Annotated in this window: 12 protein-coding genes, 1 pseudogene and 2 riboswitches; of the genes and pseudogenes, 2 read left to right on the top strand and 11 right to left on the bottom strand. The window is 55.5% G+C overall.

Going from position 1 to position 16,166, the window contains the following annotated elements; translation table 11 throughout:
* Window positions 1-96: 96 nt before the first annotated feature.
* The 6 genes and pseudogenes from AC3RCL_RS02210 to AC3RCL_RS02185 form a co-directional block, all read right to left on the bottom strand.
* Window positions 97-2,425: pseudogene (locus AC3RCL_RS02210) on the bottom strand (histidine kinase).
* A 2-nt stretch (window positions 2,426-2,427) separates the two neighbouring features.
* A complete protein-coding gene (kdpC, locus tag AC3RCL_RS02205) occupies window positions 2,428-3,060 on the bottom strand; it encodes a potassium-transporting ATPase subunit KdpC (protein ID WP_492534448.1) in 633 nt (210 codons plus the stop codon).
* A gap of 80 nt (window positions 3,061-3,140) precedes the next feature.
* Entirely contained in the window at window positions 3,141-5,174 is a 2,034-nt protein-coding gene (gene kdpB / locus AC3RCL_RS02200; RefSeq protein ID WP_492534446.1) for a potassium-transporting ATPase subunit KdpB, read from the bottom strand.
* 22 nt (window positions 5,175-5,196) lie between these two features.
* Window positions 5,197-6,876 (bottom strand): potassium-transporting ATPase subunit KdpA, encoded by a 1,680-nt coding sequence (gene kdpA, locus AC3RCL_RS02195; RefSeq protein ID WP_492534444.1) that lies wholly within the window; start codon window positions 6,874-6,876, stop codon window positions 5,197-5,199.
* Window positions 6,877-6,906: 30 nt separating this feature from the next.
* On the bottom strand, window positions 6,907-6,975 hold the full coding sequence (locus AC3RCL_RS02190; protein WP_353057785.1) for a potassium-transporting ATPase subunit F: 69 nt from the start codon (window positions 6,973-6,975) through the stop codon (window positions 6,907-6,909).
* 159 nt (window positions 6,976-7,134) lie between these two features.
* Entirely contained in the window at window positions 7,135-7,545 is a 411-nt protein-coding gene (locus tag AC3RCL_RS02185; protein WP_492534442.1) for a hypothetical protein, read from the bottom strand.
* 129 nt (window positions 7,546-7,674) lie between these two features.
* Window positions 7,675-7,843: riboswitch (cyclic di-AMP (ydaO/yuaA leader) on the bottom strand.
* Window positions 7,844-8,382: 539 nt separating this feature from the next.
* A riboswitch (cyclic di-AMP (ydaO/yuaA leader) is annotated at window positions 8,383-8,555 on the top strand.
* A gap of 136 nt (window positions 8,556-8,691) precedes the next feature.
* Between AC3RCL_RS02185 and AC3RCL_RS02180 the strand changes: the two genes are divergently transcribed.
* Window positions 8,692-9,159: a hypothetical protein gene (locus AC3RCL_RS02180; RefSeq protein ID WP_492534440.1), complete on the top strand. Its 468-nt coding sequence runs from the start codon at window positions 8,692-8,694 to the stop codon at window positions 9,157-9,159.
* Between the two features lie 149 nt (window positions 9,160-9,308).
* On the opposite strand, the gene AC3RCL_RS02175 is transcribed toward AC3RCL_RS02180, so the two are convergent.
* Window positions 9,309-10,229, bottom strand: coding sequence for a proline dehydrogenase family protein (locus AC3RCL_RS02175; RefSeq protein ID WP_492534438.1), 921 nt, complete (start codon window positions 10,227-10,229; stop codon window positions 9,309-9,311).
* A gap of 198 nt (window positions 10,230-10,427) precedes the next feature.
* Between AC3RCL_RS02175 and pruA the strand changes: the two genes are divergently transcribed.
* On the top strand, window positions 10,428-11,975 hold the full coding sequence (gene pruA, locus AC3RCL_RS02170; RefSeq protein WP_492534436.1) for an L-glutamate gamma-semialdehyde dehydrogenase: 1,548 nt from the start codon (window positions 10,428-10,430) through the stop codon (window positions 11,973-11,975).
* A gap of 68 nt (window positions 11,976-12,043) precedes the next feature.
* On the opposite strand, the gene AC3RCL_RS02165 is transcribed toward pruA, so the two are convergent.
* The 4 genes from AC3RCL_RS02165 to AC3RCL_RS02150 are packed head-to-tail and all read right to left on the bottom strand — an operon-like array spanning window position 12,044 to window position 15,998.
* On the bottom strand, window positions 12,044-13,477 hold the full coding sequence (locus tag AC3RCL_RS02165; protein ID WP_492534434.1) for a serine hydrolase domain-containing protein: 1,434 nt from the start codon (window positions 13,475-13,477) through the stop codon (window positions 12,044-12,046).
* 51 nt (window positions 13,478-13,528) lie between these two features.
* On the bottom strand, window positions 13,529-14,290 hold the full coding sequence (locus AC3RCL_RS02160) for a polysaccharide deacetylase family protein (protein WP_096774791.1): 762 nt from the start codon (window positions 14,288-14,290) through the stop codon (window positions 13,529-13,531).
* On the bottom strand, window positions 14,287-15,123 hold the full coding sequence (locus AC3RCL_RS02155) for a carbohydrate ABC transporter permease (protein WP_009595886.1): 837 nt from the start codon (window positions 15,121-15,123) through the stop codon (window positions 14,287-14,289). The genes AC3RCL_RS02160 and AC3RCL_RS02155 overlap by 4 nt, the downstream gene beginning before the upstream one ends.
* Window positions 15,123-15,998 carry a carbohydrate ABC transporter permease gene (locus AC3RCL_RS02150; protein WP_012818642.1) on the bottom strand — a complete coding sequence of 292 codons (876 nt, stop codon included), beginning with the start codon at window positions 15,996-15,998 and terminating at the stop codon, window positions 15,123-15,125. The genes AC3RCL_RS02155 and AC3RCL_RS02150 overlap by 1 nt, the downstream gene beginning before the upstream one ends.
* Between the last annotated feature and the right edge of the window lie 168 nt (window positions 15,999-16,166).

The following is a 16,166-nucleotide window of genomic DNA, read 5'->3' as shown; positions in this document are numbered from 1 at the left end:
CCAGCCTGCGCGTATGGCTTGCATTCTTCCGTTTCCGAGCGTTCTGCGGTCTGTGCGTTCTTTTTCTCCGGAATGTACGTCCGGTGTTTTCAGCCATCATACGCGCGGATCGTAATCCGCAACCACGAGCACGTCCATATGCCTTGAGGATCGCAGCAGGCTCCTGATCCATTTTCGCCGAGCGAACAGCTTCCATCCGGCCATCTGCGGCTGGCCGATAATGAATTGGGTCGCCTTGACCTCGTCTGCTGCGGCGACCAATCGGCCAGAACAGGTGCATGCCGGTCCCCTTTTTACCGGCAGCGGCAGCATCGTGAAGGTGCCCCCAAGACGCTCCGTTAACGTCTGGAGCGCCGTCAAGCGCTGCTCTTCGTCATGAGATAGGCTGTCATGACGCTCCAGAGGGAATGCCACATACCAGGCTGCCTTCAGCCGATGGGCGATCCGGAAGCCGCGGCGAATGAGCCGCTCCGCTTGCGGCCCCCTGCCGACCACGACATAGATAATTTCCTCGCGCCGCCACGGCCCCCGAAGCGAGCCGCTGCGCTGCCATGACTCCAGCCTTTCGTCCACATCATCCGCAATCTCCCTTAAGGCAAGCTCTCTTAGGGCGATCAGGTTTCCCGTCTTGAAAAAATGGCTGAGCGCCTGATGAATTTTTTCCTTCGCATAGATGTTCCCATCCTTCATCCGCTGCCGCAGCGACTCCGGCGTCACGTCGACCAGTTGAACCTCATCGGCCGATTGCAGAATATGATCCGGTATCGTCTCGCGGACACGAACGCCTGTAATCTGCTCGACGGCATCATTCAAGCTCTCCAGATGCTGCACGTTCACGGTCGTAATGACGGAGATGCCGGCCGACAGAATATCCTGCACATCTTCATACCGTTTCTTGCGCTTGCTTCCGGGCACATTCGCATGCGCCAGCTCATCCACGAGGACCACGTCCGGCCTCCGGCGAAGGATCTCATCGGTATCCATCTCCTCAAGGCGCGATCCCCTGTAGTCCACTCTTTTTCGCGGAAGGGCCTCCAGATTGCCCACCTGGGACAGCGTATCCTTCCGGCCGTGCGTCTCCAGCAGACCGACGAGAACCGTCAATCCCTTCTTCAGCAGATCGTTGCCTTCCCGCAGCATCGCATAGGTCTTCCCTACGCCCGGGGCGGCGCCGATATATACCTTGAACCGTCCCCGCTTGACCTGCTCAATCTTCTGATCCAGCTCCTGTTCGTTCAAGCGGTGAAACGATTCGGAAGGGAGCCGCAGCGGATGAAGCCGGGCCGGAATGATCCGCTCCCCGTCATGTTCCGCCCGATCCGCCACCATAAAAATATCAATCCCGCGCGTTTTCTTGAGCAGATCCTGAATAATCGAACCCTGCCAAAGCTCTTGCATGCGCGTCTGCTTCGAATGGCCAAGCACAATGCGTGTAACGTGGTGCTCCAGCGCATACTGAACCAGCATGTCAGCGAGCTCCCTCCGGGAACGGAGGGGCAGCTCCTCCAGCTTGGCGCCGATCCGCACCGCGAGCTTCGCCATGGAGCGCTTAAAGGCAGCCTGTTCTTTGGTAAGCTCTACACCCGGCTTCACAAACGCGACCGCCAACAGCTCGCCGTTCAATCGTTTCGCGATCTGCTGCCCGCGCCGCATATAGATGGAACCGTTCCAATGGTATTGGGTGGACACCAGTATTCGCTCATCGGCTCCCGATGGGCCGACGAGTCCCTGTTCTTTGCGATACCGGCTCCAGGGAATGGCTCACGCCTTCGGCAACGAGCCGGAGCGTCAACTCCCGGAGCACCGCCAGATTGCCCTGCTTCCATAGGCTGCCGTCTCCAAGCAGGCCGCCTTGTGCCCGTTCCAGCATCGTTTCGGGCGTTACGTCAATAAGCACCACCTCGTCGGCGCTCTCCAGCGTATCGGCCGGTACCGTATGGCTGGCTTTAATGCCCGTCAGCCTGGAGGCAATGTCCTGCACATCCTCAAGCTCATACACGTTGACCGTTGTGATGACGCTGATTCCGCGGCTTAACAGGAATCGGATATCATCCAGCCGCGCAGCATGCCGCGCTCCCTTCCGGTTGCGATGGGCAAGCCCATCGACAAGCACTACCTCCGGGTTGCGCTGCACCAGCAGATCAAGATCAAGATCCTTCTTCTCTACGCCGTCCTCCATCCAATGAATGCTGGGCACCCGTTCCAGATCACGGACCTGCTCCACCGTTTCCGGCCGCTGCATCGTGGATACCGCGCATATGACGACATCGATGCCTTGCAGCCTCAAGGTCTGCCCTTCTCGAAGCATATGATAGGTTTTTCCCGATCCGCTCACAGCCCCGATATATACCTTGAGCCGTCCCTGATGGAGCTTGGAAATCGACCTTAAGAGCTCCTCCGGCGATTTTCTCCGAAAGGGATCCATGATCAGTTAAGGTTAAGAAGCTCTTGGAGCCCCAGATTCAGCTTCAACACATTCACGCGCGGTTCACCGAATACGCCCAAATCCCGTCCCTCCGTATGCTCCTTTACCAGCTGATCAAGCTCTGCTTCCGCAATTCCGGTCAGCTTGCTGATCCGCGGAATCTGGATATACGCGGCCTTCGGCGATAGGTGAGGATCCAACCCGGAGCCGGAATTCGTTACCAGATCGATCGGCACCTCGCTCACCGGAACGTCCGGGTTGTTCTCCGTCCACGCTTCAATTGATGCCTTCGTTCGTTCAATCAAATCCGGGTTGGAAGGGGCATAGTTATTGCTGCCTGAGCCGGCCCCGTTGTATTCAATGCTGGACACCCTGCCGTGAAAATATTGCGGCTCCGTAAAGTCCTGGCCGATCAATTCCGATCCGACCACCTTTCCGCCCCGATCCGTGACCAAACTGCCGCCGGATTGCTTCGGCATGAGCAGCTGCGCCGCTCCCGTCGTGACCAGCGGATAAAGAATTCCGCATAACACGATAAATACAAGACTTGTTCTCAGGGCCATGCCCAGCGAGACACGGGCCGCGCCCACCCCGGCGCGAGGGGCCGGCGATGATTTCTGCAATGGCTTATTCATGGTTCCTCGATCCCTTCTTTCATATTTTCCTCAAATAGCAGCCTCCGGGATATCTCGATAGGACGGCTGCTGTTTCCGGCCTAAATCCAGAGATGCACGATCATATCGATCAGCTTAATCCCGATGAACGGCACGATCACGCCGCCTAATCCGTAGACCAGCACATTGCGCTGCAGCAGCTTCGACGAGCTCATCGGCTTATAGGCCACACCCTTCATCGCAAGCGGAATCAGCAGCGGAATGATAATGGCATTAAAGATCAGCGCCGACAGAATCGCCGACATGGGAGAACCCAGTCCCATGACGTTCAGAACGTTCATGCTTGGAATAGCAGCTGCGAACATCGCCGGAATGATGGCAAAATATTTGGCGACGTCGTTCGCGACGCTGAAGGTGGTCAGCGCGCCGCGCGTCATCAGCAGCTGCTTGCCGATGGCAACCACCTCGATAATCTTCGACGGATCCGAATCCAGATCCACCATATTGGCCGCTTCCTTGGCTGCGGTGGTACCGCTGTTCATCGCCAGCCCGACATCGGCCTGGGCCAGCGCCGGGGCATCGTTCGTCCCGTCCCCGGTCATCGCCACCAGCTTGCCTTCGGCTTGTTCTCGGCGGATGACGGCAATCTTATCCTCGGGCTTGCTCTCCGCGATGAAATCATCGACGCCCGCTTCACGGGCAATCGTCGCCGCGGTGAGCGGGTTGTCGCCCGTGCACATAATCGTCTTGATGCCCATCCGGCGCAGCTGGTCAAACCGTTCCTTCATGCCCGGCTTCACGGTATCCTTTAGGTAGATCAAACCAAAGATGCGGTTATCCACGGCGACCGTAAGCGGGGTTCCCCCCTCTGTGGCGATGGCGTCGCTATTTGACGACAAATCCGAAGGGATGGCGCCTCCTTGCGACTGCACCCACGCCTTGACGGCATCCACAGCGCCCTTGCGGACTTTCCGGCCATCCCTCAGGTCCATGCCGCTCATCCGGGTCTCCGCCTTAAATTCGATGAATTCCGCCCCATCCGCCATGCCCTCATCCACTGCGAAACCTTCCTTCCTCAGCAGCTCCAACACCGACCGTCCTTCCGGCGTCTCATCCTGCAGCGAGCTCACCGCGGCCCACTGGGACACCGATGCCAGCGACTCGCCGCCGACGGGAATCAACCGGCTGGCCATCCGGTTACCAAACGTAATGGTACCCGTCTTATCCAGAATCATCGTGTTGATGTCACCGGCGGCCTCAACCGCTTTGCCGGACATCGCCAGCACGTTGAACTGCGTTACCCGGTCCATGCCGGCAATCCCGATCGCTGACAGCAACCCCCCGATCGTGGTCGGGATCAGACATACCAGCAGCGAGATCAGCACCGGAACGGTCAACTCGATGCCAAGATACTTCGCGATCGGTGCCAGCGTCACAACCACGATCAGGAAGATCAGCGTTAAGACGATCAACAGCGTATTCAGCGCAATTTCGTTTGGCGTCTTCTGCCGGGAGGCCCCTTCGACCAGCGAGATCATCCGGTCGATAAACGATTCCCCCGGATCGCTTGTAATCCGGATGCGGATCGTATCGCTGACAACCCGGGTCCCCCCCGTGACCGAGCTGAAATCGCCGCCGGCTTCTTTAATGACGGGGGCGGATTCCCCGGTAATCGCCGATTCGTCAACGGATGCAAGGCCCGCAATCACTTCCCCGTCCCCGGGAATCATCTCGCCCTGCGCGACCATCACGATATCTCCTTTGCGCAGAGCCGTGGACGACACGGATTGTACCCCGCCGTTCTCCATCACTTTGCGAGCCGTCATTTCCTGCTTCGACTGCTTAAGGGAATCGGCCTGCGCCTTGCCGCGCCCTTCGGCAAGCGCCTCTGCGAAGTTTGCGAACAGCAGCGTGAACAGCAGGATGACGAACACGGTCAGGTTAAATCCGATACTGCCCTCGGTACCGAAATAGGACGGAAATATCGTCATAAGCAGCACAACCAGAGTCCCGGCCTCCACGACAAACATGACCGGATTTCTCATCATCAGGACGGGATTCAGCTTCGTGAAGCTGTCCTTCAGCGCCTGACGGACCATCTCTTGGGACATCGCTTTTTTTCTCGTATTATTCATGGTAATAGGCCACCTTTTCTATTTAACGAATCGTCAGATGCTCGGCAATCGGTCCCAGCACCAGCACAGGCAGGAAGGTCAAGGCACCGATGATCAGGACCACCGCGATGAGAATGCCGGCAAAAAGCTTATTATCTGTCCGGAACGTTCCGAGCGTCTCGGGAACCCACTGCTTCCGCATCAGAGAGCCGCCCACCGCCAGCAGGGCAATCATCGAAATATAGCGCCCGATCAGCATGACCAGTCCGGTGCTGATGTTCCAGAACGGCGTGTTATCCGCAAGGCCCTCAAACCCGGAGCCGTTATTGGCAGCGGATGACGTGTATTCGTAAAGCACCTGCGAGATGCCGTGAAAGCCCGAATGGGCAATGCCCGCCTGTCCCGCATCCGTCATGAGCGCGAGCGCCGTCGGAGCAAGGATGATCAATGGGTGTACCAGAATGACAATCGCGATCAGCTTCATCTCCCGGGCCTCGATTTTTCTGCCGAGAAATTCGGGGGTACGGCCAACCATAAGACCGGCCAGGAACATCGCCAGGATCGCGTACATGAGCATGTTCATCAGCCCGACGCCTTTTCCGCCAAAAACGGAATTCAGCATCATCAGGGACAACGGCGAAATCCCGCCGAGCGGCGTGAGCGTATCATGCATGTTGTTGACCGACCCGGTCGTGGCCGCAGTTGTCACCGTCGTAAACAGGGAGGATTGGGCGATCCCGAACCGGACCTCCTTGCCCTCCATGCTGCCTTGCGAGGCGTCGATGCCCAGCTGGTTTAATGCCGGGTTGCCGTTGGTTTCCGCGGCATAGTTCAAGGACAGGAAGCCGATAAACAAGGTCATCATTACCGAGAATATGATCCAGCCCTGCTTACGGCTCTTCGCGAACAAACCAAATGTGTAAGGAAGCGCCGCCCCGAGACTCCACATGGACAGAATCTCGATCACATTGGTCAGCGGGGACGGGTTCTCGAACGGATGCGCCGAGTTGGCCCCCATAAAACCGCCCCCATTGGTGCCCAGATGCTTGATCGATTCGAGCGCGGCCACCGGACCCACCGCTATTTGCTGCTCGCTTCCTTCCAGCGTCGTGACGCTGAGCGTAGGCTTCAGGGTCTGCGGCACCTGCAGCGCCACCAGCACCATCGCAATGATGAAAGCAGCCGGAATGAATACCCGGGTATGCGCCTTAACGAAGTCCTCAAAAAAGTTGCCGACGGTCGTGCCCTTGCTGGTCACCGCCCGGATAAAAGCAATCGCCACGCACAGCCCGGTCGCCGCGGACGTAAACATCATCATCGTAATGACGGCCATCTGGGCCAGATAAGACAATCCCGACTCCCCGCTGTAATGCTGAAGATTCGTATTGGTCATGAAGCTGATCATCGTATTGAACGACAAGGTCGGTTCCATATGGCCGATGCCGTTCGGGTTCAGCGGCAGCACCTTCTGCAGCCGCAGAATCAAGTAGCCCGCCGCAACCAGCACGATATTCGTTAACACAAAGCTGACGGCATATCCTTTCCATGTCATCCCCTTGCGTTCTTTCAAGCCGATCAGAGCAAAGATCGGTTTCTCCGCCCAGGAGAACCATCTGTCCGTACCATTGCTTTCATAACGAAACACCTGATATAGATAAGTTCCCAGCGGCTTGACCAGCAGCACCAGAACGAGTATAACGATGGCAATTTGTAAAATGCCCATGACGAATGCCTTCCTCCTTCAGCCGTTTCCCTAGAATTTTTCAGGGTGAATCAGCGCATAAATCAAATAGAGAAAAATAAAAATCGTGAATATCAACATGATCATCACGGCTGATCAGCCTCCGGTTCCGAAACCACGCGCCCGCACCAGGACATAAACAGCATGAGCAGTCCGTAGGTTCCTCCCAAAATGAGCACCATAACTAAATCCTGCATGAATGTAACCTCCCCTACGCTCTTGTGACGTCAGTCCAAACACTTAGCTCATAACGGATGCCATCAGAAAGGACACCTGATGATGATTCGTATGAAGCACCACATCGGCACCCAGCCCTTTGTATATCAAGCGCGGATTGCCGGAATGGGTGATCACGTAAATCGACTCCGAGGTCCATGTCCGGCAGATCCGCAAATAGCGGCAGCACAGATTCAAGCTGCTTTCGAACAGAAACACCTTGCCGACGGGAAACTCGGGAATGATCCAGGTCTGCTCGTCTCTTGTATCAATCAAAATGATGGGTTTGCAGCCCAGTTCTCGCAGCCTCTGCTGCTCAGCCCGGTTGTTGGCTATGGCCGCAAACGGAACACGTTTGTGAATCAGCTGGCGGACGAATTCCTCCCCTGCCTTGTTCGGCGCGGATACCAGGATGAATTCCTGTGGTTTCTCCATCTTCGTTTCTCCTCCTAAGGTCAGAAAGAGAAGGCAACAACAAAGAAGCCTGCGGAAAGAGAAGAACTCTTCCCGCAGGCTTCTTACAGGACACGGTGAAATACACCGTGGCCCAAGTCCACGACAATCGTTGCCTCTCTCGATACGCTTACGAGGTTAGCTGACGGATTCGGGCGTGAGAGTCGCCCTACCCATAGACCGTTATCTTGTCTACAGGATTCACCCCAGAGAGATCAGATTCATCTCCCGACTGGTTCCCCCGTTCCTTTTCCATTCAAGGACTCAGCGAAAATTAAAAACGAGTAGCATGTTATTCTATTAGCCATTGACTTGTCATCCAGACTGGGCATAACAGCACAGCAACAGGAGGTTCACGCGGTGAGAGTCGCCTCTACCTTCAAATCTCAGCAAGGCCCATGGTGCCTTCGCCATCGATCCATAAAGGCTTAGGGGCAGCTCTCACACTGCCTTTAGACCTTCATGAAACGGCTGCCCGTATGCCTTGGTCGTTGATGACCGTCAATTCATAGTTCGTATCATACGTCCGGCCCTGCAGGATGTAAATGTGAGCAAAAACACATCTGGCGTTATGTCGAACAGGAACCAAGCAGTATTTCGTCTTTATCTTCCGAATACTGCTCTATACTATGTATTTCTCTTGTTTTCTCTTATTTATCGCAATCCAACGAGATACCGAGATTTTGCCACGATAATAGATGACACGGCTGATTGTACGCGTTTTCTTTTACCGTTTTCATCACATTTCGGAATCTATTCGTCCCATACGGTCATTTACTTTTCGTTTCCTCCGGCGTATGATTCATCCATCTATTCGAAACACGTGATACGCCGAGCTCCCGACAGACCGGGAGACGGGGGAACCAAAGTCACCAGTCTTCGATTGGTGAATGGGGTGAATCCGCTGCGCCTAGGATCGAAGGGCCCAGCGGTAGGGTGCTCTCAGTCCGAATCCGTCAGCTAACCTCGTAGGCGCGTTGTTGAGAGAGAATACCATCCAAGCTTTGGCATAGCGGCCGCCGGAATTGGGGCTCTAACCATAAATAGGCCTGGAGAGCGGGGTTTCTCTGCTCACCAGGCCTATTTGCCGTGCATATAACATTCTTATAAAGGAGCGTAGATCAAATCATGACGAAACTCATCGAGGCAGCGCTTACACCCGTCATCGAAACCGCAGTGCCTGCATTAGGTGAAGAGACTATCGGCCATATGGAGATATTTCGTTTCGACCGGGGCTCGGCCGAACGCTTTATCCCATGGAGCGATCATGGCTGGAACTGCGGCTTGTTCAAAGTCAGCTGCAAAGACGCGGCAGGATATGTCGAATATGCCCTGCCAAGAACGAGAGAATTTTCGGACCTGGTCCGCTGGGCATCCGTCTTCTCAAGGCTGAGAGGCATGTCCGTGACTGAGGCCCTTCGCTATGCCCGAAAGCAGCAGCAGCAGTGGGGATCCGCACGGATGCAACTTGCTGTATCGGCCCTCGCCGATCTGGAGATCAACCTGCATCGGCACGTCACCCGGGAGCGGTTAGGCAGACTGCCGCTCGAGCGCTCCTTCCTGATGGATTGCTCGGAGTCGTATTATCATTTCTAGGGACAGCAGCTACAGAGAGCTAATGTCCCCGTTTCCTTTGGATTGGGCACTTCTAAGCAGCCTGATGTTTTTTGAAACCATGAAGAACCCCGTCAAAACGCCACTTATTTCATCAGGCATTTTGATGGGGTTCTTCAATCGGATCCCGCTCACTTGAACATATTTTTGAGCACCATCATCAGATTGGCCGGCTTCTCCGCCAGCCTCCGGGTGAAATACGGGTACCACATCGTTCCATAGGGCATATAACACCGGATACGGTAGCCGTCCTGCGCAAGCGCTGCTTGATCGTTCATCCGCAGTCCGTACAGCATCTGAAATTCATAGTCCTGTTTGTCTATGCGGCTCTGCTCGGCAAATACCTTCACCCAGTCGATGATGTTGTCATCATGCGAGGCAATCGCGACGTAGGCTCCTTGGTCGAAATGCATTTTGACCAATTTCTTGTAGTTGTCAATGACCTCCCGCTTCTGCTGAAAGGCGATGGTTCCCGGCTCTTTGTACGCCCCCTTCACCAGCCGCAGATTAACGCCGGCCCTTAACAAGTTCTTCACGTCCTCCTCCGTACGGAACAAGTAGGCCTGCATCACGGTCCCCACATTGGTCAGCCCCTCCTTATGAAGGCGGAGCGTCATATCGATGGTTGCCTGGGTATACGGCGAATCCTCCATGTCCAGGCGAACGAAGTTGCGGTGCTCTTTAGCCTTTCTTACCACCGACCTGATGTTTTCGTAAGCCTTCTCGGGGTCCAGGGCCATGCCCATCTGCGTCGGTTTCAAGGATACGTTCGATTGCACTTCGCGCTTCGCAATCCCTTCCACCAGCTTCAAATATTCCTCTCGGTACCCGGCCGCTTCGTCCAGCGTCGTAATGCCCTCCCCCAAATGATCCAGCGTAACGAGAATGCCCTTCGCGTTTAGCCTCTCGATTTCGTCCAGCGCCTCATCCAAGGTATCGCCGGCAATGAATCGGCCAGCCAATTTCCGGCCGTACTTGATCGACAGCCATTTCACGAGTTTATTGCCGGACACCGTCAGGATCACTTTACGGTACAGCTCGGTTCCGTCCATGCGCGCGCCCCCTTTGCAAGGTAAACCAAAATGCACTCTATCTAACTCATATGCAAAAATCATGACGGCATGCAGGAAGACATACATATTTAAATAGAGGTTTTCACCAGGAGATGCTAACCATGCCACCATGACGATCCGCAGCTGGACCATTGGCCTGAAGCTTCGATTCATATCATGTTAAGGAGGGGCCTCCCCATGCGAGCACCTTTTCGGAACGAACCGTTTATGGACTTCAACAACGAGTGGAACAACAAGTTATACGATGTGGCGTTATCCGGGGTCGAAGCCGAGCTTGGCCAATCGTACCCCTTGGTTATCGGCGGTGCCAAAATCCATACGGAACGTACCGCAAAGTCGGTCAATCCGTCGCGCAAACGCCAAGTCATCGGCGTCGTGTCCCAAGCGGATACCGAGCTTGCCGAGCAAGCCATTCAAACGGCGGCGCGTACTTTTGAGACGTGGAAGCACACCGAGGCGAACGAGCGGGCACGCTACCTGTTCAAGGCCGCGGCGATCATGCGGCGGCGCAAGCTCGAGTTCTCCGCGCTGATGACCCTCGAAGCCGGCAAGACGCGTGCCGAAGCGGACGCGGATACTGCCGAAGCGATCGATTTTATGGAGTTCTATGCACGCGAGATGCAGCGCCTGAGCGCACCCCAGCCGCTGACGGTCCACGAGGAGGAAGAGAATCATCTCGATTACATCCCGCTTGGCGTCGGCATCGTCATTCCGCCTTGGAACTTCCCGCTCGCGATTATGGCCGGTATGACCACGGCGGCCATCGTCTCCGGCAACACCGTTGTGCTGAAACCGGCGAGCACCACTCCGGTCATAGCCGCCAAATTCGTGGAGCTTCTTGAAGAAGTCAGCCTGCCTCCGGGTGTCGTTAACTTTCTGCCCGGTCCGGGTCAGGAAGTGGGCGATTATTTGGTGGATCACCCATTGACCAGGTTTGTCAGCTTTACGGGATCCCGCGACGTTGGACTGCGGATTCAAGAGCGTGCGGCCAAGACGCAGCCGGGGCAGCGATGGATCAAGCGCGTCATCGCCGAAATGGGCGGGAAAGACGCCATCATCGTGGACAACGAAGCCGATTTGGACCTTGCTGCGGATGCGATTACCGCTTCGGCCTTCGGCTTCTCCGGCCAGAAATGCTCCGCCTGCTCCAGAGCCATCGTGCATGAGGACGTCTATGATACCGTGCTGCAGAAGGTCATCGAGCGCTCCAAGAAGCTGGTGATCGGAAACCCCTCCCATGCCGAGGCTCAGGTGGGACCCGTCATCGACGATAAGGCGTACCGTAAAATTCTCGACTATATCGAAATCGGGAAAAGCGAAGGCAAGCTGGTACTCGGCGGATTCTCGGGCGATCCGGAGGGGTATTTCATTCAGCCTACGATTTTTGCGGATGTGGACAGCACTGCCCGTATTTCCCAGGAGGAAATCTTCGGCCCGGTGGTGGCCTTCACGAAGGCGGCCTCCTTCGACGAAGCGATTCAATTCGCCAATAATACCGATTATGGGCTGACCGGCGCGGTGATCTCGAACAACCGCGCGCATCTGGAGCAGGCACGGCGCGATTTCCATGTCGGCAACCTGTATTTGAACCGGAAATGCACCGGCGCCTTGGTGGGCACCCACCCGTTCGGCGGCTTCAATATGTCCGGAACGGATTCCAAAGCCGGCGGCCGCGACTACCTGCTCTTGTTCACGCAGCCGAAGGTGGTGTCGGAACGGTTCTGAATACCGCATGCCAAAAAAACCTCTCCATGATCATGGAGAGGTTTTTACTGTACCTTGTTTTGTCGGCATTATGCCCTGGCTTTGCCCTTCATCTCCCGGACCACCTTGCCTTCGAAGGATTGGTTCATCCAGTAGGCAAGATGAATGCCTTCTTCGCTGAAGGTGCATTCCGTCGTTAAGTAGAACGGCGTCTCGGTCAGCCTGACGGTCAGCTGCAGCGTCAGGTCATCCTTCCAGGTCATGGAGGCAGCATACGCTTGATCCGTCATCATGATCAGCTTCGTGGTTCCCGACTTCCACTCGCTCCGGCCAAGGGCAATCGAGTTGACGCCATGTTCCCCCGTAAGCTCCATCACCCCGCCATCCTCTTCAAACCGGACGGAGAACGAATGCAGCTTCTCCTCGTTCTCTTCGAGATCATAGACGATCCCGGATACGTCCTTCTCAATCGGAGATAAAGCCTTCTCGCTTGGCGGATCCAGCTTAAGCGCTTGCAGCGTTCCGGCAAGGGATGAGGCCGCGTCCGCATCGGCCGGCAGCGGATCTGCTCCCATCGCCGGCAGCAAATGCTCCCATACCTCATTCAGCACGGCCTGCATATCTCCAAGGCCGGAGGTAATCGCCAGGACTGCATCCTGCTCCGGGAACACGATGCAGAATTGTCCGAACGCGCCGTCGCCGCGGTATGCTCCATGGCGGCACATCCAGAATTGATAGCCGTATCCTTCGGTCCAGTCCGAAGAGGAATCCGCAGGTCCGTTGGATATCTGCTTGGAGGTCGCTTCTTCAATCCAAGCCTCCGGAATCAGGCGCCGGCCATCCCATTCTCCCTTCTGAAGATAGAGCTGGCCAAACTTGGCGATGTCCTCGGTCTTCAGCTTAAGACCCCAGCCGCCGGTGTTGATTCCCTGCGGGCAGCTTTCCCATGCAGCCCCCTGAATGCCGAGCGGTTCGAACAGACGGGGCTGCAAATAATCCAGCAGCGTAATGCCGGTGACCTTCTGCAGAATGGCCGAGAGCATGTACGTCGCTGCGCTGTTATATACAAAGTGGGTTCCAGGTTCATGCTCGACTGCTTGCTTGAAGAAATCATCCACCCAAATATCGGACTGGATGGCAGGCTCCTGGGCATGTCCCGTGCCCATGGTCAGCAAGTCGCGTATCGTCATCGCGGACAGATTCGGGGACGGATCCTCCGGTTTGTTTTCCGGGAAAAAGCCGATCACCCGATCCTCCAGCGTAATCCGGCCCTCCTGGACCAGGAGTCCAATCGCGGTAGAGGTAAAGCTCTTGCTTAGCGAGAACAGCATATGCGGTTTGTCCGCGCCGTACGGCTTCCACCAGCCCTCCGCGACGGAATGCCCGTGCCGAACCAGCATGAAGCTGTGCAGCTCAAGCTCCTTCTCCTGAATCGAGCCGATAAAACGTTTGATCGACTGAGATGAGATTCCTTGGTTTTCGGGGGTACTTCTTGGCAATAATCGAACCGTGTTCGTGTTCATCCTATTCCGCCTCTCCCTGTATAACAAGATAAATTCATCATGACCCTTCCATTATACACCAGATATCGGCGCCGCTTCATCATATCGCACGGCACGGAAGCCCCAACGTTCGCTAATCTCGTTCAAGTCCTCCCGAGCAAGGAAAGCGGCCTCCTGATCACGCCCTCGTGCCAGCTCCTCCCCATCCACTTGAGCATTGCCGCACTGCACCATTTCCTCCGAATACAGCGCCGGATGGGACAGGAAGAAGTACTGTTCGTCCGTCAGGCCGCCAAGCACCCTTTCAAACGACTCGGCCCCGTCCGGAACGCCGCCAGGGAAAAAGTTGTAGTAATATCGGTGGTTGATGAGCCCCTTCGCTTCCATCCAGCGGTCCAGCTCCTCTTGCAGCCCGGGAATGAAGCGCTCGGGCAGCATATGGGAATCCGCGTAAGAAATGTTGAAGCCAGCCGCAGTCAGTTTATCCAGCTGCGCTTCGCACTCCATAAGGATCTCCTGCAGCGAAGGCGAATGATGTTGAAACAAGCTCGGGTCCTGATAGAAGTACCCGGCCCGATCGACAAGCGAAGGAACCTGTTCCTTCGCGGCAACAGGTCCCCAGCGTACGTTATCCCATTCGGCGTTCAGCGTCATATGGAAGCCGAAGCAGATGTCCTTGCGATGCGCCAGCAGCTGCGCGGCCTCGGCAAGATAAGGACCGGGCGCCATAATGGACACATTTTTGATGAATCCGGCCTCAACGGTCCTGGCAATCGCAGCATTGGCGGAACGGCTTGAAGCATAGTCGTCGGCTCTCGTAATGATCCGCCTCATTTCACAGCACCTGCGGCAATCCCTTTGATAATGTATTTCTGCGCGAAAACGTAGAAAATGACAACCGGGATGATCGTCAGCGTCAGGCCGGCCATCGCCTGGTTCCACACGATCGTGAATTCTCCGAAGAAATAGAAGGTCGAGAGCGGGATTGTCCGCAGCCCTTTGTCCGACAGCGTCAGCGATGGAAGCAGATAGTCGTTCCACAGCGCGATGACGTTCAGGATCGCGATGGTCACGCTGATGTTCTTCAGCAGCGGGAACACGATCCGCCAGAACACGCCCAGCTTGGAGCAGCCGTCAAGCGTAGCCGCCTCCTCCAGCGCGACGGGCACGGATTTGATGAACCCGTGGTACAGGAAGACCGCCATACTGGACGTAAAGCCGACGTTCATATAGATCAAGCCCTCATGGGTGTTGAGCATCGGAATGTGCAGATTGGTGCGAATCCAGTCCATCACCTGCATCAGCGGCATCATCAGCGTCTGGAACGGAATCAGCATGGTCGCCACAAACGTGAAGAAAATGACCTTGCTCAGCTTATTGTCCGTCCGTACCAGCATCCATGCCGTCATGGAGGCGAGCACGATGACGATGATCACCGAGATGACGGTGACATACAGCGAGTTACCTAGTGCCGTGAAGAAATTCATCTTCTCCATCGCGGATTTATAATACTCAAAGCTGAAGGAAGAAGGCAGCGCAAGCGCATTCTCATACAGCTCGGCACGATCCTTAAAGGAGTTGATCAGCATGATGAAGACAGGAGACAAGAAGACCAGCGAGGCGAGGAACAGCAGGATATCGAGCAGCCATTTGCCTGATTTCTTCATTACATCTGCACCTCTCTTCTCTTCGTGATGATGACTTGCGTCAGCGTGAGTCCGGCCACAATCAGGAAGAAGATGATCGCTTTTGCCTGACCTAATCCATAATTACCGTAAGCGAAAATTTCGTTGAAAATATTCATCGCAAACATCTCCGTCGCATTGCTCGGACCGCCCTTGGTCAACGACAGGTTCACGTCATAGATTTTGAACGCCCCGGACAGCGTCAGGAACAGACAGATCGTGAACGAAGGCATTAACAGCGGGAACACGATGCTCTTCAGTCGCTGCCACAGGTTGGCGCCATCGACCTTCGCCGCTTCCATCAGTTCATCCGGAATCCCCTGGATGCCCGCGATGTAGATGATCATCGTATAACCTGCCAGCTGCCAGGTGAATACCGCAACGATCGCATACAGCGCAAACTGCGGATGCAGCAGCCAGTTAAAGAACACGCTGTCGAATCCGGTCTTCTCGCCCAGGAAGCTGAACGCATCCGTAAAAATAAACTGCCAGATGTAACCCAGAATCAGGCCGCCGATCAGGTTCGGCATGAAAAACATCGTCCGCGCCGCATTTCTCGAGCGGAGCTTTGTCGTCACCAGCAGCGCAAAGCCCAGTCCCAGTACGTTGACGCATACCAGCGCGAGCAGCGTGAATTGAACCGTATGCCAAGCCGATGACAGGAATCGGTCGTCCTGGAACAGCTGAACGTAATTGTCGAACCCTACGAATACTTTCGGATTCGCCGGAATGCCGTCCCAATTGACGAAGGAGTACACGATCCCGATAATGAACGGGATGATGACCACGGTCGTGAAAATAAACAGAAGCGGCACCGTAAACAGGGCAAACCAGGCTTTATCCTTTCTTTTGCTCATAATCCATACCTTCTTTCCGTTCCGGATGATTCCCGCAAGGCGGCATCAAACCTTGAAGTCGTGTTAGAAAAAACAAAAGCCTAACGCTCATCATCAGAACGTCTGAGGCTAGGCTTTCGTTTTCATGGAATTGTGATGTCAGATGATTGCCTTTCGGCTTCAATTAGA

This window comes from Paenibacillus sp. MT86 (assembly GCF_058792535.1).
The sequence above is the reverse complement of the archived record's forward strand: the minus strand, read 5'-3'. Positions and strand labels throughout refer to the sequence as shown.

Excerpts from the sequence above, each read along its gene's own strand:
- pruA (WP_492534436.1), top strand. The coding sequence starts at position 10,428 with ATGCGAGCACCTTTTCGGAACGAACCGTTTATGGACTTCAACAACGAG.
- AC3RCL_RS02160 (WP_096774791.1), bottom strand. The coding sequence starts at position 14,290 with ATGAGGCGGATCATTACGAGAGCCGACGACTATGCTTCAAGCCGTTCC.
- AC3RCL_RS02185 (WP_492534442.1), bottom strand. The coding sequence starts at position 7,545 with ATGGAGAAACCACAGGAATTCATCCTGGTATCCGCGCCGAACAAGGCA.
- AC3RCL_RS02150 (WP_012818642.1), bottom strand. The coding sequence starts at position 15,998 with ATGAGCAAAAGAAAGGATAAAGCCTGGTTTGCCCTGTTTACGGTGCCG.
- AC3RCL_RS02175 (WP_492534438.1), bottom strand. The coding sequence starts at position 10,229 with ATGGACGGAACCGAGCTGTACCGTAAAGTGATCCTGACGGTGTCCGGC.
- AC3RCL_RS02155 (WP_009595886.1), bottom strand. The coding sequence starts at position 15,123 with ATGAAGAAATCAGGCAAATGGCTGCTCGATATCCTGCTGTTCCTCGCC.
- AC3RCL_RS02165 (WP_492534434.1), bottom strand. The coding sequence starts at position 13,477 with ATGAACACGAACACGGTTCGATTATTGCCAAGAAGTACCCCCGAAAAC.
- kdpB (WP_492534446.1), bottom strand. The coding sequence starts at position 5,174 with ATGAATAATACGAGAAAAAAAGCGATGTCCCAAGAGATGGTCCGTCAG.
- AC3RCL_RS02180 (WP_492534440.1), top strand. The coding sequence starts at position 8,692 with ATGACGAAACTCATCGAGGCAGCGCTTACACCCGTCATCGAAACCGCA.
- kdpA (WP_492534444.1), bottom strand. The coding sequence starts at position 6,876 with ATGGGCATTTTACAAATTGCCATCGTTATACTCGTTCTGGTGCTGCTG.
- kdpC (WP_492534448.1), bottom strand. The coding sequence starts at position 3,060 with ATGAATAAGCCATTGCAGAAATCATCGCCGGCCCCTCGCGCCGGGGTG.